Origin of the sequence: Mesorhizobium sp. M8A.F.Ca.ET.207.01.1.1, assembly GCF_004794715.1 — a bacterium.
Taxonomy (GTDB): domain Bacteria; phylum Pseudomonadota; class Alphaproteobacteria; order Rhizobiales; family Rhizobiaceae; genus Mesorhizobium.
The window spans coordinates 162,906-184,242 of the sequence record NZ_SRUS01000008.1; the positions used below are offsets into that span (position 1 = coordinate 162,906).

Here is a 21,337-nt window from a genome sequence, read left to right on the forward strand (position 1 = left end):
AGGTCGGAACCGTAATTTGCCGTCATGTCCCACGATCATGATCACGACAACGAACTCGATCCGTTTGCCGCGCGGGTTCGGGCGCTCGAAACTATCCTGACCCGCAAGGGGCTGATCGATCCAGCCGCGATCGACGTCATCGTCGACACCTACGAGACCAAGATCGGTCCACGCAACGGCGCCAGGGTGGTGGCGAAGGCCTGGAACGATCCCGCTTTTGCCGAGTGGCTGAAGCGCGATGCGACGGCGGCGATCGAGTCGCTGAGCTATACCGGCCGGCAGGGCGAACACATGCAGGCGGTGTTCAACACCGGGGACACCCACAACCTCGTCGCCTGCACGCTGTGCTCCTGTTACCCGTGGTCGGTGCTTGGCTTGCCGCCGGTTTGGTACAAGGCGCCGCCCTATCGGTCGCGCGCGGTGATCGATCCGCGCGGCGTGCTCGAGGAATTCGGGCTCTCCCTGCCCGCCGAGACGAAGATACGCGTCTGGGATTCGACGGCGGAACTGCGCTATCTCGTCGTGCCGACGCGGCCGGAAGGCACCGAGGGCTGGAGCGAAGAGCGGCTGGCCGAGCTGGTAAGCCGCGATGCGATGATCGGCACCGCGCTGGCCCATGAGCCGGATAAGGGGGTGCCCGCATGAACGGCCCCCAGGATCTTGGCGGACAGATGGGGTTCGGCCCGGTCGCCCCGGAGAAGGACGAGCCTTATTTCCATGCCGACTGGGAGCGACGCGCGCTTGGCCTGACGCTGTGCGCCGGCGCCATGGGCGCCTGGAACATCGATGAGAGCCGGCACGCGCGGGAATCGCTTCATCCGGCCGACTACTACGGCTCCAGCTACTATCAGATCTGGATCAAGGCGCTGGAGACCCTGCTCAAGCGGCACGGCTTCGTCAGCGAGCGCGACCTCAGGGCAGGCGACGCGATCGATCCGGCGGCGACGCCCAAAAGGGTGCTGAAGGCCGAGAATGTGCCGGCCGTGCTGGCCGGCGGCGGTCCGTGCGACCGGCCGGTCGAGACAGCGCCGCTCTTCAAGGCTGGTGATCTGGTGCGGACCAAAAACTTCAACCCGACCGGCCATACCAGGCTGCCGCGCTATGCGCGCGACAAGCAGGGGACCATTGAGGCGGTGCGCGACGGCTTCGTCTTTCCCGACAGCAATGCTCACGGGCAAGGCGAGAACCCGCAGTGGGTCTACACCGTGGTCTTCGACGGGAGCGAGATCTGGGGCGAGGGCGCCGACCCGACATTGACCGTCTCGATCGACGCCTGGGAGAGCTATCTTGAGCCGGCCTGAAGCGAAGGCGTCCGCCGCCGGTTTGCCCGCTGGCGTCGACGCACCGGTGTTTGCCGAGCCCTGGCAGGCCGAGGCCTTCGCCATGACGGTGGCGCTGCACGACAAGGGCCTGTTTTCGTGGAGCGAATGGGCGGATGCCCTATCGGCCGAGGTGAAGAAGCCAGATGCCGCGGCGGACGGCCATGACTATTACGAGCATTGGCTGGCGGCGCTGGAAAACCTGCTGGCGTCGAAGGGGCTGGCCGCCAAGCCTGATGTCGAAGCAATGGCGCTGGCCTGGGAGCGCGCCGCGCATGCCACGCCGCATGGCAAGCCGATCCTGCTGGAGAACGATCCGAGCGCTGCCAACTGAGATGCACGGTCACCCTTTTCGTTCCCTTTACGTTCTTGGTTGCGGCTGATAGCCTGAATCGCAGGGAGTTCGCCATCAGCTGTGTCGTTGATGATGGCGGCTGTCTTGTGTTTGCCTCGCGAATCCGGTCACACGATCAGATGGAATTTTCACCCCAACAAGACGAGGCGCTACAGGCGGTCGCCCGCTGGCTCCAGGCGGGCCAGCCGCAATTGTTCCGGCTGTTCGGCTATGCCGGCACCGGCAAGACGACGCTGGCGCGCTATTTCGCCGAGCATGTCGACGGCCAGGTGCAGTTCGCCGCCTTCACCGGCAAGGCGGCGCAGGTGCTGCGCTCCAAGGGCGCGGTCAACGCGCGCACCATCCATTCGCTGATCTACCGGCCCAAGGGCGAGGAATCGGTGGCCGACGAGGTGACCGGCAAGACCTCGATGTCGCCGACCTTTTCGCTCAACCGGCAAAGCCCGATCTCGCGCGCCAAACTGGTCGTCATCGACGAGTGCTCGATGGTCGACGAGCAGCTTGGCCGCGACCTGATGAGTTTCGGCACGCCGATCCTGGTGCTGGGCGATCCCGGCCAGTTGCCGCCGATCTCGGGCGGCGGCTTCTTCACCGACCATGAGCCGGACTTTTTGCTGACCGAAATCCACCGGCAGGCGCGCGACAATCCGATCCTGCGGCTGGCGCTCGATGTGCGCGAGGGCCGCGAATTCATGCGCGGCGACTATGGCACCGCGCAGGTGATCGGCAAGGAAGACGTCAACCAGGAACTGGTGCTGAAAGCGGACCAGGTTCTGGTCGGCACCAACCGCACGCGCCGGCGCTACAACCAGCGCCTGCGCGAACTGAAGGGCTTCAATGCCGATTACCCACAAGCGGGCGACAAGCTGGTCTGCCTGCGCAACGATCCCGCCAAGGGCCTGCTCAACGGTTCGCTCTGGAAGGTGATGACCTCGTCGCGCGAGACGGTGAAGCCCGGCATCAACCTTCTGGTGTCGCCCGAAGAGGACGATCCGGATCGCGGTGTCGCCAAGATCAAGCTGCTCAAGGCGGCGTTCGAGGATCCGGATGCCGATATCCCCTGGCAGCAGAAGAAGCGCTTCGACGATTTCGACTACGGCTATGCGCTGACGGTGCACAAGGCGCAAGGTTCGCAGTGGAACGAGATCGTGCTGTTCGACGAGAGCTGGGCCTTCAAGGAAACACGCCAGCGCTGGCTTTATACAGCCATCACCCGGGCCGCCGAACGGCTGACCATCGTCAGATAGAAGGGGTCGGCGGCAGCCGGGAGAATCGTTTCATTTTCTTTCTGGAGCGGCGGTCGCCTCTTCGCCCGTCGGCCGCGCCGCGAGCCACTCCCAGGCAGCAGCTTCCTCCTCGATCTTGAAATGCCTGAATTCGACAGGCGACGAAGCGGGCAAGGCGTGTCGTGCGTTCGGCGTCCAGTCAGGCGCGCCGATCGCCGCGCAACGGCCAATATGCTCCAATGCGTGGACGGCACCCTTCTTGATGGTCTCATCGGAGATGTCGGCCCAGTCGACGCCCTCGTGATCGACTATGCGCACGGCGACGTCGATTCTCGGATGGAGCGCATAGGCCGCCTCCAGCAGGCCGAACAGGTTCTCGGCATCGGCGGCCGAGACATGGCCGACCACATCGAAGGCAAGGAGGTCGTCGCGGCTGGTGTCGATGCGGCGGATCGCCGGCACGGATTGGAGGAAATTCAAGGTGGTGCCTCCCTTTCACGGAATATGTTGGTCTTCTGGAACACCGGAAAGGCCCTATCTGTTCCCGTCAAAGACGCTATAGATGCGCTGTTTCAAATGCGCCGTGCCGGAACGAATGAGCGTGGCGCGCCTCAATCGACTGTTTTCACGGACGCCAAGCCCATGCCCGCCAAGCTTTCCGTCAACCTCAACGCCATCGCCATGCTGCGCAACCGGCGCGACCTGCCATGGCCCGATGTGATCGGCGTCGGCCGCCTTGCCCTTGCCGCCGGAGCGCATGGGCTGACAGTGCATCCGCGCCCCGACGAACGTCACACAAGGCATTCCGACCTGCCCCTGATCAGGGCGCTGATCGACGATGAGTTTCCGCAGGCGGAATTCAATATCGAGGGCTACCCAAGTGAGGATTTCCTGGCGCTTGTGGAGAAGAATCAGCCCGAACAGGTGACGCTGGTTCCCGACGATCCGGCACAGGCAACCTCCGATCACGGCTGGAACTTCATCGCCGATGCGGCGTTCCTGATGCCTGTTGTCAAGCGTCTGAAGAAGGGCGGTTTCAGGGTCTCGCTGTTTTCCGACGCGGATCCCACCGGCATAGGGGCCGCTCGCGATACGGGCGCCGATCGTATTGAACTCTATACCGGCCCTTATGGCAGCTACTATTCCGACTCCGGTAAGGCGGCCAAAGAATTGGAAAGATTGGGGAAAACCGCTGACGCGGCATTAGCCGCCGGCCTCCAGGTCAACGCCGGACACGACCTGACGGTGGCCAATCTGCCCGCGCTGGCAAGGCGTGTTCCGGCATTGGCCGAAGTGTCGATCGGACATGGGTTGACAGCCGACGCGTTGGAGTATGGCATGGCCGGCACGGTGGGTCGGTTTCTCAGAGCCTGCGGCTGGTAGGGTTAGGGCTTCGCTTTGCAGGTATGGCAGCCATAGCGTGCAATTGACACCGCATCGCAGCATGCGTGAGGCACTGCGCGCTTGTCGGGGAGTGGTCCATGGACCTTGCCAGTCGCGTTAGCGAGGCTGAAACCGTCGAGCAATCGAGCCGTTCCGAGGTTGAGCAGCACAGCACCAAGGTTCTGATGCTGGGCGCGCTCGGCGTCGTCTATGGCGATATAGGCACAAGTCCGATCTACGCCTTTCGCGAGGCGCTTCACGCTTCGCCCGGCATCGATACGCGCGTTCACGTGCTTGGCGTTTTGTCGCTGATTGTCTGGGCGCTGACGATCATCGTCACCATCAAATATGTCGCCTTCGTGCTTCGTGCCGACAACAAGGGCGAAGGCGGCACGCTGTCGCTGATGTCGCTGGCACGCAGCGCCTATCCCAAAGGCGCCCGACTGATCCTCGTGATCGGACTTTGTGGCGCGGCGCTGTTTTTCGGCGATTCGATCATAACGCCGGCCATCTCGGTGCTGTCGGCGGTCGAAGGCCTGACGGTGGTGACCCCGACGCTGGACGCCTATGTCGTGCCGATCACGCTGCTTATCCTTGCCATCCTGTTCTCCGTGCAGCGCTTCGGCACGGGAAAGGTGGCGGCGGTGTTCGGGCCGGTGACGGCGCTGTGGTTCCTGGCGATCGGCGTTGCTGGCATCTATCACTTGATGGATGATCTATCGATCCTGCTGGCCATCAATCCCTATTACGCGGTCGCCTATCTGGCCAGCACCCCCACCGCCGCCTTCGTCACTGTCGGCGCGGTGTTCCTGGCCGTGACCGGGGCCGAGGCGCTTTATGTCGATCTTGGCCATTTTGGACGCAAGCCGATCGTGCTGGCATGGTTTTCCGTGGTGTTTCCCTGCCTGCTGCTCAACTATTTCGGGCAGGGCGCCTTTGTGCTCGCCAATGACGGAAAACCGACCAATCCGTTCTTCCAGATGCTGCCTGACTGGGCACTGATGCCGATGGTAGGACTTGCAACGGCCGCCACGGTCATTGCCAGCCAGGCGGTCATTTCAGGGGCTTTTTCGCTGACCCGGCAGGCGGTGCAACTCAATCTCCTGCCACGCATCGAGGTGCAACATACCTCGGAAATGCAGTCCGGGCAGATCTACATGCCGCGCGTCAACCTGCTCATCGCGATGGGCGTGATGCTGCTGGTGGTCGGTTTCGGCAGTTCGAGTTCGCTGGCTTCCGCCTACGGCATCTCGGTGACCGGCGAAATGCTGATGACGACGATCCTGCTGTTCGTGGTGATGCGCAAGATGTGGAAATGGAAGCTGGCGCTCGCCCTGGCGCTGACCTTACTGTTCGGCATCATCGACAGCGGCTTCTTCCTGGCCAATGTCGTGAAGATCGTTGAAGGCGGCTGGGTCTCGATCACCGTTGCGAGCCTGATGGGGCTGATCATGTGGACGTGGATACGCGGCAGCCGCTATCTCTTCGACAAGACCCGCCGCAACGAGATCCCGCTCGATTTCCTCGCCGGCAACCTGTTGAAGAAGAAGCCGCAGCTGGTCTCGGGCACCGCCGTGTTCCTAACCAGCGATCCCTTGAGCGCACCGACCGCGCTGATGCACAGCCTGAAGCATTACAAGGTCCTGCACGAGCAGAACGTCATCCTCTCGGTGGTCACCGCACCGCAGCCGGTGGTGCCCGACAGCGAGCGGGTGAAGATGGAGACGGTCAACGAGCTGTTCATGCGGGTGACGCTGACCTTCGGCTACATGGAGCAGCCCAACATCCCGCGCGCGCTGGCGATCTGCCGCAAGCAAGGCTGGAAGTTCGACATCATGACGACGTCCTTCTTCCTGTCGCGGCGCTCGCTCAAGGCCTCGCCCAATTCCGGCATGCCGGTGTGGCAGGACCGGCTGTTCATCGGGCTGGCGCGCACGGCGGCCGATGCGACGGAGTATTTCCAGATCCCGACCGGACGCGTCGTTGAAATCGGCACGCAGGTCGCCATTTAATAGGTACGAGTTCGCCGGGCCTGGTTGTTTTGCGATGGTTCGGGATATGAGCATGCGAAACGTCGCATGGATCGACATCGCAAGACGTCGCCCACCGGGAGCCGCGCGCTGCTAACATGAGTGCCATAACGTTACGGCACTTGATATTGCATTGCAGCAAGCGTAGAGCACCGCGCGTTTATCGGAGTGTCGTACATGGCCCTTGCCAATGCTGGTAGTGAGGCAGAACCCGTCGACCAATCGAGCCATCCGGAAATCGAACAGCATAGCACCAAGGTGCTGATGCTGGGCGCGCTCGGTGTGGTCTATGGGGATATCGGCACCAGCCCTATCTATGCCTTTCGAGAAGCGCTGGTCGCGTCGTCACACGGCACCGTTGCTGATCGCGGCGATATTCTCGGTGTGCTGTCGCTGATCATCTGGTCGCTGACGATTACGGTTACGATAAAATACATCATGTTCGTGCTGCGCGCCGACAACCGCGGCGAAGGCGGCGTGCTGTCGCTGATGGCGCTGGCACGCGGCAGTTTCCCGAAGCGCTCGGCGGTGATTCTGGGCATTGGCATCGTCGGCGCCTCGCTGTTTTTTGGCGACGCGGTCATCACGCCGGCGATTTCGGTGCTTTCGGCGGTCGAGGGCATGAACGTCGTCACGCCTGCTTTCCAGCCTTATGTGGTGCCGCTGACCCTGGTCATCCTCGCCATGGTGTTCGCGGTGCAGCGCTTTGGCACGGGCGGGGTGGGATTGGTGTTCGGGCCGGTGACCGCGGTCTGGTTCCTGGCGATCGGCCTTTCCGGCCTGAAACACATCATCAACGATCCAGAAATCCTGCTGGCAATCAGCCCGCACTACATCGTCGCCTTCCTGATTCATTCGCCGGACGTGGCCTTCGTCACGGTCGGCGCCGTCTTCCTTGCCGTGACCGGTGCAGAAGCGCTCTATGCCGATCTCGGTCATTTCGGCCGCAAGCCGATCGTACTTGCCTGGCTGGCGATCGTGTTTCCCTGTCTGCTGCTCAATTATGCCGGACAGGGCGCCTTCGTGCTGGCCAAGAATGGCATCGTCGGCCATCCGTTCTTCGAGATGAACGAGGGTTGGGCTCTGATTCCCATGGTCGTGCTGGCGACCGCCGCGACGGTTATCGCCAGCCAGGCGGTGATTTCGGGTGCCTTCTCGCTGACCAGGCAGGCGGTGCAGCTCAACATGCTGCCGCGGCTGGAAATCCTGCACACGTCGGAAAAGCAGTCCGGCCAGATCTACATGCCGCGCGTCAACCTGCTGCTGGCCCTGGTGGTCATGATGCTGGTGGTCGGCTTCGGCGAATCCAGCAAGCTGGCTTCCGCCTACGGCATCTCGGTGACCGGCAACATGCTGGTGACGACGGTGCTGCTCTATGTCGTCATGACCCGGATCTGGAAGTGGAAGCTCTCGGTGGCGATCCCGCTGACCGTGCTGTTTGCCTTCATCGACGTCGGCTTCTTCGCCTCCAACATCGTCAAGGTGTTCGAAGGCGGCTGGGCGTCGCTGGTCGTGGCCTTCACCATCGTGCTGGGCATGTGGACCTGGGTGCGCGGCAGCCGCTATCTCTTCGACAAGACCCGCCGCAACGAGATCCCGCTCGATTTCCTCGCCGGCAATCTGTTGAAGAAGAAGCCGCAGCTGGTCTCGGGCACCGCCGTGTTCCTAACCAGCGATCCCTTGAGCGCACCGACCGCGCTGATGCACAGCCTGAAGCATTACAAGGTGCTGCACGAGCAGAACGTCATCCTCTCGGTGGTCACCGCTCCTCAGCCGGTGGTGCCCGACAGCGACCGGGTCAAGATGGAGACGGTCAACGAGCTGTTCATGCGGGTGACGCTGACCTTCGGCTACATGGAGCAGCCCAACATTCCGCGCGCGCTGGCGATCTGCCGCAAGCAGGGCTGGAAGTTCGACATCATGACGACGTCCTTCTTCCTGTCGCGGCGCTCGCTGAAGGCCTCGCCCAATTCCGGCATGCCGATGTGGCAGGACAGGCTGTTCATCGGCCTAGCGCGCACGGCGGCCGACGCCACCGAATATTTCCAGATTCCAACCGGACGTGTGGTAGAAATCGGTACGCAGGTGGCGATCTGACGAGGTCGATCGCCTCGGCCTGAACGGGGAGGCGGGGATGAGCGGCGAATTGGTGCTTGTCACCGGCGGGTCGGGGTTCCTCGGCGCTCACTGCATCCTTGCCCTGTTGAAGGCGGGCTATCGCGTGCGCACGACGCTGCGCTCCGCCAGGCGTGAAGCCGATGTTCTGGCCATGCTGAAGGTTGGTGGCGCCGAGCCCGGCGACCGGCTTTCCTTTGCCATTGCCGACCTCATGAGCGACGCCGGCTGGCCGCAAGCGGTTGCCGGCTGCGACTATGTCCTGCATGTCGCCTCGCCATTTCCCTTCGGCGTGCCGAAGCATGAAGATGACCTGATCATCCCGGCTCGCGAAGGCGCCTTGCGCGTGCTCAGGGCGGCGCGAGACGCAGGCGTCAAACGCGTCGTGCTGACCTCATCCTTCGCCGCTATCGGCTATGGCAAGATGCCGCCGGACGGCCGGCCCTTCACCGAAGAGAGCTGGACCGATCCGACGGCCAAGGTCAGCGCCTATGTGAAGTCGAAGACGCTCGCCGAACGCGCGGCCTGGGATTTCATCGCCGCCGAGGGTGGCAGCCTGGAGCTGGCAGTCGTCAATCCGGTCGGCATTTTCGGGCCTGTCCTGGGGGCCGACCATTCGACCTCCACCGCATTCGTCCAGCGCATGATGAACGGTGCCATGCCGGGGCTGCCGCGCCTGTGCTTCGGTGTGGTCGACGCGCGCGACGTGGCCGACCTGCATGTGCGCGCCATGACCAATCCCGCTGCCAAGGGCGAGCGGTTTCTGGCCGTAGCCGGCGATTTCATGACCGTGCGGGAGATCGCGCAGGCCGTGAAGACGCGGCTCGGCGCGGCCGCCTCGCGTGTCTCGACGCGGGAGCTTCCCGATTGGCTGGTGCGGGTGGTGGGGTTGTTCAACGCGGAAGCCGCGCAGCTGGTGACGGAACTCGGCAAGGTCAAGAACGCCACCAACGCCAAGGCGGTGCGCATGCTCGGCTGGGCGCCGCGCTCGCGCGAGGATGCCCTGGCCGCCACCGGAGCAAGCCTGGTTCGGCTTGGGCTGGTCAAGACCCCGAAATAGCGCGGCGGGACAAAGCCTTCCCGCCGCGCGGGTTTCAGCCGGCCAGTGCGGCCTTGTTGGCCTCGAGGAACTGCTTCAGCGGGACCGACTTCCGGCCTGAAAGGGTCTCCACCGCGTCCGTTACCATGCCAAGGTCGCCAGCGCGTGTGGCGGCATCGAAGGACACCAGAAGCTTGGCGATCGGCTCGGGAAGCCCGGCTGCCTTCATCCCCTCGGTCAGCGCTTCGTCGGAGAGCTGGACGACCTGGATCGGCTTGCCGGTGACTTCGGTGACCAGTGCGGCGACTTCGGCTGGTGTATAGGCCTTGGGGCCAGTCAGCGTGTAAGTCGTGCTTTCGGTGTCGTCCGAAGCCAGCCCCGCGGCTATGGCCGCGGCCAGATCGCTCCGCGCGCCGTAGGAAATGGCGCCATCGGCCGCGGACGTATACCATTGGCCCGATGCGAGGATTTGCGGCATCGCCATGAACAGGTTCTCGTCGTACCAGCCATTGCGGAAGATCGTGTAGGGAATGCCGCTCGCCTTGATCGCCTGTTCCGTGTCGTAGTGGTCGGGCGCGAAGAGCACCGGCGACCCCGGCTCGGTGTTGGGCATCGAGGTGTAAAGCAGGTGGGCGACGCCTGCCTTGCTGGCCGCAGCGACCGCCGCGAGCTGCTGTTCGCGGCGCTTTCCCTGGATCGCCAGCTCATTGGTCGAAATGATGAGCGCCCGGTCGGCGCCGGCGAAGGCTTTGGCAAGCGAGGCCTGATCGTCGAAGTCGGCCGCGCGAACAGTGACGCCGCGCGCTGACAGGTCGGCAAGATTGGCGGGCGTGCGGGTCGTGGCGATGATCCGGGCCGCCGGTATCTCCAACGTGTCCAGCAGATGGTTGATGACGCTGCGGCCGAGCTGGCCGGACGCGCCGGTGACGAGAAGAGTTGCGGTCATGGGGGGATCCTGACTTTGCGCCGGAAGGGCGGTTCGAGTGGTGGTCTCAAAAAGAGACCAGCACTAAAATAGGAATTGACCCGATGCCGTAAAGAAGGCAGTTTTTGGGGAGGTAGGCACAGGCAAGGAACCAACCATGGACAGCCGAACCGTCAATCTGAGATCCAAACTCGAAGTCTACAAAGCGATGACCGACGGCGGAAATATTGCCGATTGCCCGGTCCGCGACGTCATCCAGGGGCTCAATGGCAAATGGAGTTCGCTGTTGACGGCGGCCCTGGCCGAGCAGCCCTATCGCTTCGGCGAACTGCGGCGGCTGGTTCCCGACATTTCGCAGCGCATGCTGACCCAGACGCTCTACGATCTGCAGCGCGACGGCTATGTGCGTCGCGAAGTGTTCCCGACCAAGCCGCCGAGTGTGGAATACAGCCTGACCGACCTTGGGCGCTCGATGTTCGACGCTTTGCAGTATTTGTTGCAGTGGGCCGAAAACAACCATGACGCGGTGCGCGACGCGCGCACTGCCTTCGACGCGACCCAGGCTTGAACAACGGACAGTGCGCGGCTCGGCGACTTGATTTCGCCCGACGGCTGAAGGATTGTCCCGGCCAGTTCGGCTTGGGGGCATCGGCATTTCCTACGACATTGCAATTGCAGGCGCCGGTCCGGCAGGGCTGGCCATGGCGCTTTACCTCAAGCGCGCCGGCCACAGGGTCACCGTCTTCGAACGCTTCGAGGAACCCAGGCCGGTCGGCTCCGGCCTGATCCTGCAGCCGACCGGGCTGACGGTGCTGGCCGATCTCGGCCTGCTCGATGATGTCATGGCACTTGGTGCCCGCATCGACCGGCTGCATGGCGCCGATGCCTCGACCGGCCGCACCGTGCTCGATGTCCGCTACGACGCCCAGCAGGGCGGCCGCTTCGGCCTGGCGGTGCACCGGGCTGCCCTGTTCGGCGTGCTGTTCCGTGCTGCCCGGCGTGAGACCCTCGCCATCGAAACCGGCGTCGAAATCGAGACCCTGGAAACCGGCGAACGGGCAACGCTGATCCACAGCGGCGGGAGAAAGGCGGGGCCGTTCGATCTGGTCGTCGATGCCAGCGGCGCACGCTCGAAACTGCGGCAATGCGCCGGCAATGCCGCGGCACCACGACCACTCACCTATGGCGCGTTCTGGGCATCGCTGGATTGGCGAGGCGAGGGCTTTGACGAGCACGCGCTCTTGCAGCGCTACGACAAGGCCAGCGTGATGATCGGCGTGCTGCCGATCGGCCGGCCGGAACCCGATGCCGAAAGGATGGCGGCTTTCTTCTGGAGCCTGAAACCGGCGGATGCCGATGCCGTGCGCAACCTCGGCATCGATGCCTGGAAGGAGCGGGTGCTGCGGCTGTGGCCGCAGGCCGAGGCGTTCACCGGCCAGATCGACAGTTTCGACCAGCTCTCGCTGGCCCGCTACGGCCACCATACGATGAAATTTCCGGCTGGCCGGCGGCTGGCCGTGATCGGCGACGCCGCGCATTCGACCAGCCCACAGCTTGGCCAGGGCGCCAACATGGCGCTCCTCGACGCCGCCGCGCTCAGCCATGCGCTGGCGCGAGCGGACGGCGTGGAGGCAGCGCTGGAAGCCTATGCGAGAGCGCGGCGCTGGCATGTGCGGGCCTTCCAGGCACTGTCGCTGGCATTCACGCCCTTCTACCAGTCGGATTCGGCGGCGCTGCCCTTCATCCGCGACAGGCTGGTGGCGACGATCGCCAAAATCCCGCCGGCGCCGCGGTTTCTCGCCTCGATGGTGGCCGGCACGGTGATCGATCCGTTCAGGCGGGCAGGGCTTGCCGAAGCGCGGTGGCCGGATCGCCTTGCCGAATGAGACTCGATAGGAAAGACCCCTTCGCCCGCAGGAAAGCATGCAGGCGCTGCGGATAGTCAGGCGCCACGGCTTGCCTGATCGACGGACGGCCGCTCAACGCCTTGCGCCAGGCCTGGACAAGCGGCTTGCCTTCCAGGATGCCGAAATCGCCGATCCGGTCGAAGGCGTCGAGGTAGCGAAAGACCGGACCGTAAACGGCATCGACGAGGGAAAAGCGGCTGCCAGCGAACCATGGCCCGCGCCGCGGGGTATCGTCCGCGAGTTCAGCCTCGAGGCGGCCAAACATCGCCGACAGCGCACTAGACTCGGCGAGGAAGCCGGCCTCGCTCGGCGCTGAATAGAAGCGACCGATGGCGTTGAGGATGGCCGAGCCGTATTCGATCCAAGCCCGGTGCCGGGCACGAGCGTAGGGATCGGCAGGGTGGAGGGGATTGGCCTGTGTCTCCTCGAGGAATTCGAGGATGACCGCCGATTCGAAGATTATCGTCTCGTCGCCAGCTTGCCGCACGCGCAGCAGCGGCACCTTGCCGAGTGGCGAGATCGCCTTGAACCAGTCCGGCTTGTCGGCGAGGTCGATGTCGACGCGCTCGAACGGGACGCCCTTCTCGGCCAACGAGATCGCGGCGCGTTGGACATAGGGGCAAAGGGGGTGGCTGACGAGAATGAGGGTGTCGGTATGTTGCACGGGGATGTGCCTCTCGATATCGATGCGGTTGCATTTATGTAGATGCATGTGCATTGATCGTCAAGCTTGATGCAATTGCATCTACCTCGTATGGTGCGGCCATGACAGAGACAGCCATGCCTTCGCCTGAAGCCATCAAGGTCTGGGCCCGCCTGATGCGGGTGTCGCGCCAATTGATGGAACGCGCCGAGGACGCGCTGAAGGAGGGCGGCCTGCCGCCGCTCGCATGGTATGACGTGTTGCACGAGCTTGCCGAGGCCGGCGAGGCCGGTTTGCGGCCGTTTCAATTGATCGAGCGCACCTTGTTTGCCCAGTACAACATCTCGCGGCTACTGGCGCGGCTCGAGGCCGGCGGGCTGGTCGAGAAACTGCCGGTGGCCGATGACGGCCGTGGGCAAACCATCCGCGTCACGGCCAAGGGGCGCGAGACGCGCCGCCGGATGTGGGCGGTCTACGGGCGCTCGATCGCGGACCTGGTTGGCGCCAAACTGTCAACCGTTGAGTTGAACACGGTCTCGGCGATGCTCGGCCGGCTGCGCGATCCGCCTGTGGACCATTGAGGTTGGAAGAGTACTGAGCGGCTGTTCCGCACCGTCGCCTTTTGCCGCCAAATATTTCTACTTTTTCCCCTTGCGTCGGATGGCGGATCGCGCAATATGCCGAACCGTAACGTACGGTACGCTGTAGTTGACGCCGAACTGTACCCTTCGAACAGGAGCCGAGCGTGTTGCAGGCCAACGCCGACATCGACAACAGCCAGACGCTGACGGAGCGGCAGCAGGCCGTCCTGGACGCGGCGCTGCGGCTGCTGGTCGAGGAGGGCGACAACCTGACCATGACTGCCGTGGCGCGACGCGCCAGCTGTTCCAAGGAAACCCTCTACAAATGGTTCGGCGACCGCGACGGGCTTTTGACGGCAACCGTGCAGTGGCAGGCCTCCAAGGTCCGGGTGGCTCCGGTCGACGGCAAGGGGCTTGACCTTGCCTCGCTGGCGGCGAGCCTAGAGCGTTTCGCTTCCGATTGGCTGAGAGTGATCTCCAGCGACACCTCGATTGCGCTCAACCGTGTCGCGGTCGGCCATGCCGGGTCGGGCAAGGACAATCTCGGCGCCGTCGTGCTGGAGAATGGGCGCTTTGCCCTGGCCAAGCGGCTGAAGCCGGTGCTTGAGGCCGGCCGGCAGGCGGCACTCCTTGAATTTTCGGATGCCGAGATGGCGTTCCGTACCTTTTTCGGACTGGTTGGCCGGGATGTGCAGATCCGTCTGCTCCTCGGTGACCGGCTGGAATTGACTGAGGCGGCGATCGGCGGCGATGCCATCCGCGCGACGCAGCAGTTTCTCGCTCTTTTCGGAGCAACAAACGGCCGCAAGGCCTCTTCATAAAACGGGAAGGAAGTAAAAATGCGCGTCTATTACGATCGTGATGCCGATCTCAACCTGATCAAGGGCAAGAAGGTCGCCATCATCGGCTATGGCAGCCAGGGCAGGGCGCATGCGCTCAACCTCAAGGATTCCGGCGCCAAGGAAATCGCCATTGGCCTCAAGGCCGGCTCGGCGACCGCCAAGAAGGTCGAGGCTGACGGGCTCAAGGTGATGAGCGTCGCCGACGCCGCCAAATGGGCCGATCTGATGATGATGGCGACGCCAGACGAATTGCAGGCCGACATCTACAAGAACGAGATCGCGCCGAACATCCGCGACGGTGCCGCGATCGCCTTCGCGCACGGCCTCAACGTGCATTTCGGCCTCATCGAACCCAAGTCGACCGTCGACGTGGTCATGATCGCGCCGAAGGGTCCCGGCCACACGGTGCGCGGCGAATACCAGAAGGGCGGCGGCGTGCCGTGCCTGGTCGCCGTCAACCAGGACGCCTCGGGCAACGCGCTCGACCTCGCTCTCTCCTATGCTTGCGGCGTCGGCGGCGGCCGTTCGGGCATCATCGAGACCAATTTCCGCGAAGAATGCGAGACCGACCTGTTCGGCGAGCAGGTCGTGCTGTGCGGGGGCCTGGTCGAACTGATCCGCGCCGGCTTCGAGACGCTGGTGGAAGCCGGTTACGCGCCGGAAATGGCCTATTTCGAGTGCCTGCACGAGGTCAAGCTGATCGTCGACCTGATCTATGAAGGCGGCATCGCCAACATGAACTACTCGATCTCCAACACCGCCGAATGGGGCGAATATGTCTCGGGTCCGCGCATCATCACCGCCGAGACCAAGGCCGAGATGAAGCGCGTGCTGAAGGACATCCAGACGGGGAAATTCACCTCGGAATGGATGCAGGAATACCGCGCCGGCATGTCGCGCTTCAAGGGCATCCGCCGCAACAACGACAGCCACCAGATCGAGGAAGTCGGCGCCAAGCTGCGCGCGATGATGCCTTGGATTTCGAAGAACAAGCTGGTGGACAAGGCCAAGAATTGAGCGAAATCTATCCGCTCGAAGCCCCTCCAACTCTTGGTTTTTACGCAATTCCGGATGGAAAACCGCTACGCACTTTTCTGGAATTGCTCTGACTTCGAACGGTCAAAAACCAAAAACGGCGCCACGTGGCGCCGTTTTCATTTCTGGTGTCAGCCGCAGGCAGCTCAACTATAGGGCGACCAGCACTGCTGGCGCGGCCCGTTATAGGGCTGGAACGTGTTGTCGTAAGCGCGGTACGACCGGTAGCGGTTGTAGCACCACCGGACATGGGCGCTCGAAAGCCGTCCCGCGCGGTAGTAGCGGCGTGGCGCCGGCGCATAGTAGTCGTAGTTGTTATAGTTGTTGTACATGCTGCCAAGGCCGAGACCCAGGCCAAGGCCGAGGATCGCGGCGGCGCCATCGTCGTAGTAGCCGCCGTGATAGTAGCGGCGGCCATGGCGCCAGCGCCAGTCGTCGCCGCGGTTCCAGTTGCCGCCACCATTCCAGTGACGGCCGCTCCAGTTGCCTCCGCCATTCCAGTGGCGGCCGTTCCAGTTCCCCGACCGGCGCCATCTCCAATCGTTGTTGAAACTCCGGTTGTTGCCGCCGGCCCAGCCTTCGCGGACCGGGGTAACCGTTGGCGCGGCGGTGCTGGCCGGGATCGACACATCCGGCTGTAGGATCGGCCCGGCAGCGGACGGCGCCGTAACGCCGGAGACCATACCAAGCGCTATCAGCCCGGATTTGACAGTGGAAGAAAAAAGCGCGTTCATTGCACTTCTCCAAGAGAACAGGCCCCACGCCCTACCCAGGGGAATGGGACCACTGTGGATCTTTGCGTCTGAACGGCGGATGAACGGAAAGGTTCCGTCAACCATGGCGCGAACGCCGTCAGGACCAAACGATCCCTGCTTGTGGTCTTGCGATCTTGTCTTCCGCCGCTCTTGCAGGCAAAGGTCAGCGCATGTCGCTGCGCCTTGCCACCTTCAATGTCGAGAACCTGATGAATAGGTTCGACTTTTCCGGCTATCGCAACCAACTCAACGAGGACCGGACACTGGCGCTGTTCGATATCCAGAGCGAGGCCGAATACAGGATGCTGGAACAGGCGCGCGCCATCGCGCAATCCGATGACACGCGCCAGCTGACGGCGCTGGCCATCGCCGCCACCCGCGCCGACATCATCTGCATGCAGGAGGTCGACAACATCGAAGCGCTGAAGGCGTTCGAGTACGGCTATCTGTTCAAGATGGTGGGGCAGGGCTACCGCCAGAAATACACCACGTCGGGCAATGATTCGCGCGGCATCGATGTCGCGATAATGATGCGCAACGAGACTGCGCAGGGACAGCCGATCGAATTCGTGCGCATGACCAGCCACGCCTATGTCACCTACGAGCAGTTCGGCTTGCACACGCCGGAACTCGCGGCGCTTGGCAACCAGGCCAATGAACGCATCTTCCGGCGCGACTGCCTGGAAGTCGACATCAAGGTGGGCGGCGCGCCGATAACGCTCTATCTCGTGCACTTCAAGTCGATGGGGTCGCCCCGCAACGGGCTCGACGGACGCGAGGCGACAATGCCGGTGCGCATCGCCGAGGCGCAGGCCGTGCGGCGCATCATCGAGGAGCGCTTCGGTGGGGATCACGCTGCCGACAAGCGCTGGGCGATCTGCGGCGACATGAACGATTACCGCCAGCGCGTGAAGATCGCCGGCGATGAGGTCGACGGCTACCGTTTCGAGGTGGTCGACGAGAACCTGTCCTGCATCAACGTGCTGACAGCGGGCGGCTTCTGCGAAAACGTGGTCGAGCGGCGGCCGGAAATGAACCGCTGGACCTTCTATCACACACGCGGACCCGAGGAGCGGCATTTGTGCCAGCTCGACTATATCCTGCTTTCCAGGGGACTGGCGGCCAAGAACGCCACCGCCGTTCCCGACATCATCCGCAACGGCCAGCCCTGGCGCACGATCTTTCCCGCGGGCCAGGAAGTCGAGCGCTTCCCGCGTGCCGGCTGGGATCGGCCCAAGGCCTCGGACCATTGCCCGGTGGCGATCACGCTGGACATGGCCTGATGGGCAGGATCGGGACCTGAGCCGACATGAGCTTCGATCTTCCGCGCAATGTCATCCTGCCGGTCGATGCCATCGTCGTCCGTCTCGATCCCGGCCCGCATCCCTTCGCGGTGGATAATGCCGAGGCGATCGCCAAGAATTGGCAGAGCGAGATCGCGGCCAATCCGGCGCTGTTCGACGGCACGGTGGTTCTGCTTTCGGAACTCGCCTATCGCGACCGCAGCCTCATTGGCCGCTGTCATGCGATCAACTACTCGACCTTCATGCTTTGGCGCAAACGACGGGAGAATTCCGGCGCCGAGCACGCCTATGGGCACGCCATGCTGGTGGCCGGGGACAACGCTCTGGTGGCGATCCGCATGGGACGACACACAGTGGGTGCCGGGAGCGTCTATTTCGCCGCGGGCTCGTTCGAGCCGACCGATTTCCGTGACGGTCTCGTCGATGTCGATTTCAACATGATCCGCGAGGTGCGCGAGGAGACCGGCCTCGACCTGTCGGATGCCAGGCGCGGTGTGCGCTGGCACGCCCTGTCGACGACAAGCGGCACCGTCATCTTCCGCCGCTATCATGTCGATGAGCCGGCTGACGAGATCGCATCGCGCATCCGCGCCTTCGTCGCCTCCGAAGCCGATCCGGAGATCGAGGGGCCGGTGATCATCCGCCATGCCGGCGACCTGCCGGACGGTCTGTCGCCGCATATGAAGCCGCTGATCGAGTGGCATTTTGCGAACGAGGGCTAAATCCCCTTGCATGCGCCTTACGGAGAAGCGTCGAGAGATTGCGTTGTGATATCAAACTTGATAAAATGCTATCAAAGATGTCACTATAAGTATGTTGCTATCGATGAGCGCTGTCACCATCCGCAATTTGCCAGAGGAAACGCTCCGCGCCTTGAAGGTGCGGGCGGCCCACCACGGCCGCAGCACTGAGGCCGAAATGCGAGAGATCCTGGAAACGGCCGTGCGGCCGGCCAATCGGGTCAAACTCGGCTCGCTGCTCGCCGCCATCGGTCGCGAGGCTGGATTGTCGCAAGAGGATGTCGATACCTTGCAAAGGCTCCGCGACAAAACACCGGGCGAGCCGGTACGGTTCGAATGATCCTCATCGATACCAATGTAATTTCCGAACCGTGGAAACCCGCGCCCGATCCGCGCGTCATCGCGTGGATCGACGCTCAGGCGGTCGAAACCCTCTATCTCTCGGCCGTCACCGTGGCCGAGTTGCGTTTCGGTGTCGCGGCGATGCCTGCCGGCAAGCGCCGCACGATCCTGCAGGACCGTCTGGAGCAGGACGCGCTGCCGCTGTTTGCAGGCCGTATTCTGCCCTTCGATCTCGATGCGTCGCGCGCCTATGCCATCCTCATGATGCGGGCGAGAGCCGCGGGCAAGGCGATCGGCAACGCGGACGGCTATATCGCGGCCACTGCCGCAGCGCACGGCCTCACGGTCGCCACCCGCGACACCAGCCCGTTCGCGGCCGCCGGGTTGAATACCGTCAATCCGTGGGAAGCAGCGTTGTAACCGTGCCTTCCACTCGAAACCGCACGTTGTCGCCGCGGTCGGGATGAATGATCCGGAGAGAGGTGGACAGGGCTCTATGATGTCTTGCTCTTGAGTGCCTTGCGTTCGTTGCGCGCGGCGATGAAAAACAGAATGAAGCCGACGCCCAGCAACCCGCTCATCGCCATACCCATGGTCTGGCCGACGACCGCTTGGAAATCCGGTTTGACGCGATCGGGGTTGGTCATCCCGTAATCGGCGAGATACCACCAGATCCCTGCCAGGACAGCTTCGATAATCACCATGGTCAGGATCACGCGCGCCTTCTTGCTCATCAGCTGCTCCTCGACCAGAAATGCCTTGGCATAACATCGCCGACACAGTGACGACAGGGGCAGGGCGGAAACGTCCAAGGTTGCGCAAAAACCGGCGCGGCGTGCCGGGCGCCTTTGCAGCTTGCTCCCTTACTCGTGCCTTAGCGCGTCGATCGGATCGAGCCTGGCGCCGCGCAGGGCCGGGAAGAAGCCGAACACCATGCCGATCAGGGCGGAGAAGCCGACTGCGAGCAGGATCACCGCGGGGCTTGGCGCAAAGGGTATGGTCAAGGTCACGGAGGCGAGGCCGGCCAGCGCCAGCCCGATCAGGATGCCGATGATGCCGCCGAGCAGCGACAGCACGGTCGCCTCGACCAGGAACTGGATGAGGATGTGCTTTTCATGCGCGCCGATGGCGAGCCTGATGCCGATCTCGCGCGTTCGCTCGGTGACGGACACCAGCATGATGTTCATGATGCCGATGCCGCCGACCAGCAGGCTGACGCCGGCTACCGCGCCCAGCATGCCGGTCATGGTGGTGGTGGCACTGGCCATGGCATCGGCGATCTGGGTCATGTCGCGAATGGCGAAATCGCTTTCGCGGTCGGGGGTCATATGGCGCGCATCGCGCAAAATGTCCTCGACGCGCGGCTGCAATTCGGTGGTCGGCGTGCGGTCGTCGGCGGCGATGTAGATGTTGTCGATGTCGCGGTTGCCGGCGATGCGGCGCTGATAGGCGGCGAGCGGCATCAGCACGACATTGTCCTGGTCCTGGCCGAAGCCGGTATAGCCCTTGGGCTCGAGCAGGCCGACGATCTTGCAGGAGGTGCGGTTGACGCGGATGATCTCGCCCTCGGGATCGCCGGCGCCGAAGAATTGCTGGCGCACCGTTTCGCCGATCAGGCACACGCCGGTGCCCGACCGGGTTTCGGAATCGCTGAACGGGCGGCCCGAGACCAGTTTCCAGTCGCGTGCGTCGAGATAGGCGCTGTCGGTGCCGGTGACGCCAGAGGTCAGGCTTTCGGTGCCGAAGATGACGCGCACCTGCTTCTGCGATGCCGGCGATATGGCGCGCGCGCCGGTGAGATGCGCAACCAGCGCCGCCAGGTCCTTTTCGGCCAGCGGCCGCACCGCCTGGTCGAGCCCGCCCGGACCGCCGGGGCCGGCCGGGCGCCCGGCACGCACGACCAGCAGATTGCTGCCGAGCTTGGAAATGTCGGCCTTGACCTTCTGCGTGGTACCGGAGCCGATGGTCAGCATTGCAATGACGGCGGCAACGCCGATGACGATGCCGAGTAAGGTCAGGAACGAGCGCAGCACGTTGCGGCGGATCGAGCGCAGCGACAGGCGTACGGTTTCCCAGATCATGGCCTATGCCACTTCCAGGTTCATGGAATCGGAGGCCACGTGGCCGTCGAGGAAGCGGATGGTGCGCTCGGCGTATTCGGCGACATCGGCCTCGTGCGTAACCATGGCGATGGTCAGGCCAAGCTCCCTGTTCAGCCGCGTCAGCAGCTCCATGATCTCATGCGTACGCGCGGTGTCGAGATTGCCGGTCGGCTCGTCGGCGACGAGCAGTGTCGGCCTGGTGACGATGGCGCGGGCGATCGCCACGCGCTGCTGCTGGCCGCCGGAAAGTTCGGCCGGCGTGTGGTGCTCGCGGCCGTCGAGGCCGACCTCGGCCAGCGCCTGCATGGCGAGGTCGCGGCGCTCGCGGGCAGCGACGCCGCGATAGATCAGCGGCAGTTCGACATTCTCCGCCGCCGTGGTGCGGGCCAGGAGATTGTAGCCCTGGAAGACAAAGCCGACATAGAGGTTGCGCAGCATGGCGCGGCGGTTGCGGTCGAGACGGCCGGCATCGACGCCCATGAAGGAATAGGTTCCAGCCGTCGGCGTGTCGAGGCAACCGATGATATTCATCGCCGTCGACTTGCCGGAGCCGGACGGACCCATGATGGCGACGAATTCGCCGCGCTTGATGGCAAGGTCGACGCCGGCCAGCGCATGAACCTTGGCTTCGCCCTGGCCGTAGCTCTTCCAGACCTTGTCGAAGGTGATGAGGGCGGCACCGGCGGCCATGGCC

The 21,337-nt window shown here is 63.7% G+C and carries 24 protein-coding genes; 17 read left to right on the top strand and 7 right to left on the bottom strand.

The annotated features are described in order from the left end of the window. Nucleotides 1-24: 24 nt before the first annotated feature. The 4 genes from nthA (at nucleotide 25) to EN850_RS23600 (ending at nucleotide 2,921) form a co-directional block, all read left to right on the top strand. Entirely contained in the window at nucleotides 25-645 is a 621-nt protein-coding gene (gene nthA / locus EN850_RS23585) for a nitrile hydratase subunit alpha (protein WP_136092370.1), read from the top strand. Further along, nucleotides 642-1,301 carry a nitrile hydratase subunit beta gene (gene nthB / locus EN850_RS23590; RefSeq protein ID WP_136092371.1) on the top strand — a complete coding sequence of 220 codons (660 nt, stop codon included), beginning with the start codon at nucleotides 642-644 and terminating at the stop codon, nucleotides 1,299-1,301. The genes nthA and nthB overlap by 4 nt, the downstream gene beginning before the upstream one ends. Continuing rightward, nucleotides 1,288-1,653: a nitrile hydratase accessory protein gene (locus EN850_RS23595; protein WP_189591219.1), complete on the top strand. Its 366-nt coding sequence runs from the start codon at nucleotides 1,288-1,290 to the stop codon at nucleotides 1,651-1,653. Before nthB ends, EN850_RS23595 begins: the two co-directional genes overlap by 14 nt. Before the next feature lie 140 nt (nucleotides 1,654-1,793). Beyond that, entirely contained in the window at nucleotides 1,794-2,921 is a 1,128-nt protein-coding gene (locus EN850_RS23600) for an ATP-dependent RecD-like DNA helicase (RefSeq protein ID WP_127871618.1), read from the top strand. Between the two features lie 30 nt (nucleotides 2,922-2,951). On the opposite strand, the gene EN850_RS23605 is transcribed toward EN850_RS23600, so the two are convergent. Beyond that, nucleotides 2,952-3,380, bottom strand: a complete 429-nt coding sequence (locus EN850_RS23605; protein ID WP_127280159.1) for an STAS/SEC14 domain-containing protein — start codon at nucleotides 3,378-3,380, stop codon at nucleotides 2,952-2,954. 162 nt (nucleotides 3,381-3,542) lie between these two features. On the opposite strand from EN850_RS23605, the gene EN850_RS23610 reads away from it, so the two are divergent. The 4 genes from EN850_RS23610 (at nucleotide 3,543) to EN850_RS23625 (ending at nucleotide 9,488) form a co-directional block, all read left to right on the top strand. Beyond that, entirely contained in the window at nucleotides 3,543-4,283 is a 741-nt protein-coding gene (locus EN850_RS23610; protein WP_135866883.1) for a pyridoxine 5'-phosphate synthase, read from the top strand. A gap of 98 nt (nucleotides 4,284-4,381) precedes the next feature. Further along, nucleotides 4,382-6,295 carry a potassium transporter Kup gene (locus EN850_RS23615; protein ID WP_136092372.1) on the top strand — a complete coding sequence of 638 codons (1,914 nt, stop codon included), beginning with the start codon at nucleotides 4,382-4,384 and terminating at the stop codon, nucleotides 6,293-6,295. A gap of 195 nt (nucleotides 6,296-6,490) precedes the next feature. Beyond that, complete coding sequence (locus EN850_RS23620; protein ID WP_135915652.1) at nucleotides 6,491-8,410, top strand: potassium transporter Kup; 1,920 nt, start codon at nucleotides 6,491-6,493, stop codon at nucleotides 8,408-8,410. A gap of 37 nt (nucleotides 8,411-8,447) precedes the next feature. After that, a complete protein-coding gene (locus EN850_RS23625; protein WP_136092373.1) occupies nucleotides 8,448-9,488 on the top strand; it encodes an aldehyde reductase in 1,041 nt (346 codons plus the stop codon). 34 nt (nucleotides 9,489-9,522) lie between these two features. On the opposite strand, the gene EN850_RS23630 is transcribed toward EN850_RS23625, so the two are convergent. Continuing rightward, complete coding sequence (locus EN850_RS23630; protein WP_136092374.1) at nucleotides 9,523-10,413, bottom strand: SDR family oxidoreductase; 891 nt, start codon at nucleotides 10,411-10,413, stop codon at nucleotides 9,523-9,525. 136 nt (nucleotides 10,414-10,549) lie between these two features. Between EN850_RS23630 and EN850_RS23635 the strand changes: the two genes are divergently transcribed. Continuing rightward, a complete protein-coding gene (locus tag EN850_RS23635; protein ID WP_135881855.1) occupies nucleotides 10,550-10,960 on the top strand; it encodes a helix-turn-helix domain-containing protein in 411 nt (136 codons plus the stop codon). A gap of 52 nt (nucleotides 10,961-11,012) precedes the next feature. Beyond that, the gene (locus EN850_RS23640) at nucleotides 11,013-12,278 is read left to right on the top strand and encodes an NAD(P)/FAD-dependent oxidoreductase (RefSeq protein WP_136092375.1); all 1,266 of its coding nucleotides are present in this window, start codon (nucleotides 11,013-11,015) and stop codon (nucleotides 12,276-12,278) included. Here the strand turns inward: EN850_RS23640 and EN850_RS23645 are convergent. Beyond that, nucleotides 12,226-13,011 carry a glutathione S-transferase family protein gene (locus EN850_RS23645; protein ID WP_245511749.1) on the bottom strand — a complete coding sequence of 262 codons (786 nt, stop codon included), beginning with the start codon at nucleotides 13,009-13,011 and terminating at the stop codon, nucleotides 12,226-12,228. The genes EN850_RS23640 and EN850_RS23645 overlap by 53 nt on opposite strands. A 53-nt stretch (nucleotides 13,012-13,064) precedes the next feature. Here EN850_RS23645 and EN850_RS23650 point away from each other — a divergent pair, with 53 nt between their 5' ends. The 3 genes from EN850_RS23650 (at nucleotide 13,065) to ilvC (ending at nucleotide 15,382) form a co-directional block, all read left to right on the top strand. Next, nucleotides 13,065-13,523, top strand: coding sequence for a MarR family transcriptional regulator (locus tag EN850_RS23650; protein ID WP_136092376.1), 459 nt, complete (start codon nucleotides 13,065-13,067; stop codon nucleotides 13,521-13,523). 164 nt (nucleotides 13,524-13,687) lie between these two features. Continuing rightward, entirely contained in the window at nucleotides 13,688-14,344 is a 657-nt protein-coding gene (locus EN850_RS23655) for a TetR/AcrR family transcriptional regulator (RefSeq protein ID WP_136092377.1), read from the top strand. Between the two features lie 18 nt (nucleotides 14,345-14,362). Beyond that, nucleotides 14,363-15,382, top strand: coding sequence for a ketol-acid reductoisomerase (gene ilvC / locus EN850_RS23660; protein ID WP_013531065.1), 1,020 nt, complete (start codon nucleotides 14,363-14,365; stop codon nucleotides 15,380-15,382). A gap of 164 nt (nucleotides 15,383-15,546) precedes the next feature. On the opposite strand, the gene EN850_RS23665 is transcribed toward ilvC, so the two are convergent. Further along, nucleotides 15,547-16,134 (bottom strand): BA14K family protein, encoded by a 588-nt coding sequence (locus EN850_RS23665; protein WP_136092378.1) that lies wholly within the window; start codon nucleotides 16,132-16,134, stop codon nucleotides 15,547-15,549. Between the two features lie 191 nt (nucleotides 16,135-16,325). On the opposite strand from EN850_RS23665, the gene EN850_RS23670 reads away from it, so the two are divergent. The 4 genes from EN850_RS23670 to EN850_RS23685 all read left to right on the top strand — a co-directional run bounded on the left by EN850_RS23670 (nucleotide 16,326) and on the right by EN850_RS23685 (nucleotide 18,961). Continuing rightward, nucleotides 16,326-17,438 carry an endonuclease/exonuclease/phosphatase family protein gene (locus tag EN850_RS23670; protein ID WP_135866529.1) on the top strand — a complete coding sequence of 371 codons (1,113 nt, stop codon included), beginning with the start codon at nucleotides 16,326-16,328 and terminating at the stop codon, nucleotides 17,436-17,438. 26 nt (nucleotides 17,439-17,464) lie between these two features. Then, nucleotides 17,465-18,181 carry a hypothetical protein gene (locus EN850_RS23675; protein ID WP_136092379.1) on the top strand — a complete coding sequence of 239 codons (717 nt, stop codon included), beginning with the start codon at nucleotides 17,465-17,467 and terminating at the stop codon, nucleotides 18,179-18,181. A gap of 103 nt (nucleotides 18,182-18,284) precedes the next feature. Further along, the gene (locus EN850_RS23680; protein WP_127280732.1) at nucleotides 18,285-18,539 is read left to right on the top strand and encodes a plasmid stabilization protein; all 255 of its coding nucleotides are present in this window, start codon (nucleotides 18,285-18,287) and stop codon (nucleotides 18,537-18,539) included. Next, nucleotides 18,536-18,961, top strand: coding sequence for a type II toxin-antitoxin system VapC family toxin (locus EN850_RS23685; RefSeq protein ID WP_135866533.1), 426 nt, complete (start codon nucleotides 18,536-18,538; stop codon nucleotides 18,959-18,961). The genes EN850_RS23680 and EN850_RS23685 overlap by 4 nt, the downstream gene beginning before the upstream one ends. 74 nt (nucleotides 18,962-19,035) lie before the next feature. Here EN850_RS23685 and EN850_RS23690 read toward each other — a convergent pair whose 3' ends face one another. The 3 genes from EN850_RS23690 to EN850_RS23700 form a co-directional block, all read right to left on the bottom strand. Then, nucleotides 19,036-19,275 (bottom strand): hypothetical protein, encoded by a 240-nt coding sequence (locus tag EN850_RS23690; RefSeq protein WP_136092380.1) that lies wholly within the window; start codon nucleotides 19,273-19,275, stop codon nucleotides 19,036-19,038. A gap of 129 nt (nucleotides 19,276-19,404) precedes the next feature. Continuing rightward, entirely contained in the window at nucleotides 19,405-20,622 is a 1,218-nt protein-coding gene (locus EN850_RS23695; protein WP_135866537.1) for an ABC transporter permease, read from the bottom strand. 3 nt (nucleotides 20,623-20,625) lie between these two features. Further along, complete coding sequence (locus EN850_RS23700) at nucleotides 20,626-21,333, bottom strand: ABC transporter ATP-binding protein (RefSeq protein WP_136092381.1); 708 nt, start codon at nucleotides 21,331-21,333, stop codon at nucleotides 20,626-20,628. Nucleotides 21,334-21,337 lie beyond the last annotated feature (4 nt).

What these genes read in the sequence shown, in the direction of transcription:
- EN850_RS23635 (WP_135881855.1), top strand. Translation starts at nt 10,550, where the DNA reads ATGGACAGCCGAACCGTCAATCTGAGATCCAAACTCGAAGTCTACAAA.
- EN850_RS23665 (WP_136092378.1), bottom strand. Translation starts at nt 16,134, where the DNA reads ATGAACGCGCTTTTTTCTTCCACTGTCAAATCCGGGCTGATAGCGCTT.
- nthA (WP_136092370.1), top strand. Translation starts at nt 25, where the DNA reads ATGTCCCACGATCATGATCACGACAACGAACTCGATCCGTTTGCCGCG.
- EN850_RS23610 (WP_135866883.1), top strand. Translation starts at nt 3,543, where the DNA reads ATGCCCGCCAAGCTTTCCGTCAACCTCAACGCCATCGCCATGCTGCGC.
- EN850_RS23680 (WP_127280732.1), top strand. Translation starts at nt 18,285, where the DNA reads ATGAGCGCTGTCACCATCCGCAATTTGCCAGAGGAAACGCTCCGCGCC.
- EN850_RS23600 (WP_127871618.1), top strand. Translation starts at nt 1,794, where the DNA reads ATGGAATTTTCACCCCAACAAGACGAGGCGCTACAGGCGGTCGCCCGC.
- EN850_RS23675 (WP_136092379.1), top strand. Translation starts at nt 17,465, where the DNA reads ATGAGCTTCGATCTTCCGCGCAATGTCATCCTGCCGGTCGATGCCATC.
- ilvC (WP_013531065.1), top strand. Translation starts at nt 14,363, where the DNA reads ATGCGCGTCTATTACGATCGTGATGCCGATCTCAACCTGATCAAGGGC.
- EN850_RS23645 (WP_245511749.1), bottom strand. Translation starts at nt 13,011, where the DNA reads ATGCATCTACATAAATGCAACCGCATCGATATCGAGAGGCACATCCCC.
- EN850_RS23670 (WP_135866529.1), top strand. Translation starts at nt 16,326, where the DNA reads ATGTCGCTGCGCCTTGCCACCTTCAATGTCGAGAACCTGATGAATAGG.
- nthB (WP_136092371.1), top strand. Translation starts at nt 642, where the DNA reads ATGAACGGCCCCCAGGATCTTGGCGGACAGATGGGGTTCGGCCCGGTC.
- EN850_RS23700 (WP_136092381.1), bottom strand. Translation starts at nt 21,333, where the DNA reads ATGGCCGCCGGTGCCGCCCTCATCACCTTCGACAAGGTCTGGAAGAGC.
- EN850_RS23625 (WP_136092373.1), top strand. Translation starts at nt 8,448, where the DNA reads ATGAGCGGCGAATTGGTGCTTGTCACCGGCGGGTCGGGGTTCCTCGGC.
- EN850_RS23685 (WP_135866533.1), top strand. Translation starts at nt 18,536, where the DNA reads ATGATCCTCATCGATACCAATGTAATTTCCGAACCGTGGAAACCCGCG.
- EN850_RS23630 (WP_136092374.1), bottom strand. Translation starts at nt 10,413, where the DNA reads ATGACCGCAACTCTTCTCGTCACCGGCGCGTCCGGCCAGCTCGGCCGC.
- EN850_RS23620 (WP_135915652.1), top strand. Translation starts at nt 6,491, where the DNA reads ATGGCCCTTGCCAATGCTGGTAGTGAGGCAGAACCCGTCGACCAATCG.
- EN850_RS23650 (WP_136092376.1), top strand. Translation starts at nt 13,065, where the DNA reads ATGACAGAGACAGCCATGCCTTCGCCTGAAGCCATCAAGGTCTGGGCC.
- EN850_RS23690 (WP_136092380.1), bottom strand. Translation starts at nt 19,275, where the DNA reads ATGAGCAAGAAGGCGCGCGTGATCCTGACCATGGTGATTATCGAAGCT.
- EN850_RS23615 (WP_136092372.1), top strand. Translation starts at nt 4,382, where the DNA reads ATGGACCTTGCCAGTCGCGTTAGCGAGGCTGAAACCGTCGAGCAATCG.
- EN850_RS23695 (WP_135866537.1), bottom strand. Translation starts at nt 20,622, where the DNA reads ATGATCTGGGAAACCGTACGCCTGTCGCTGCGCTCGATCCGCCGCAAC.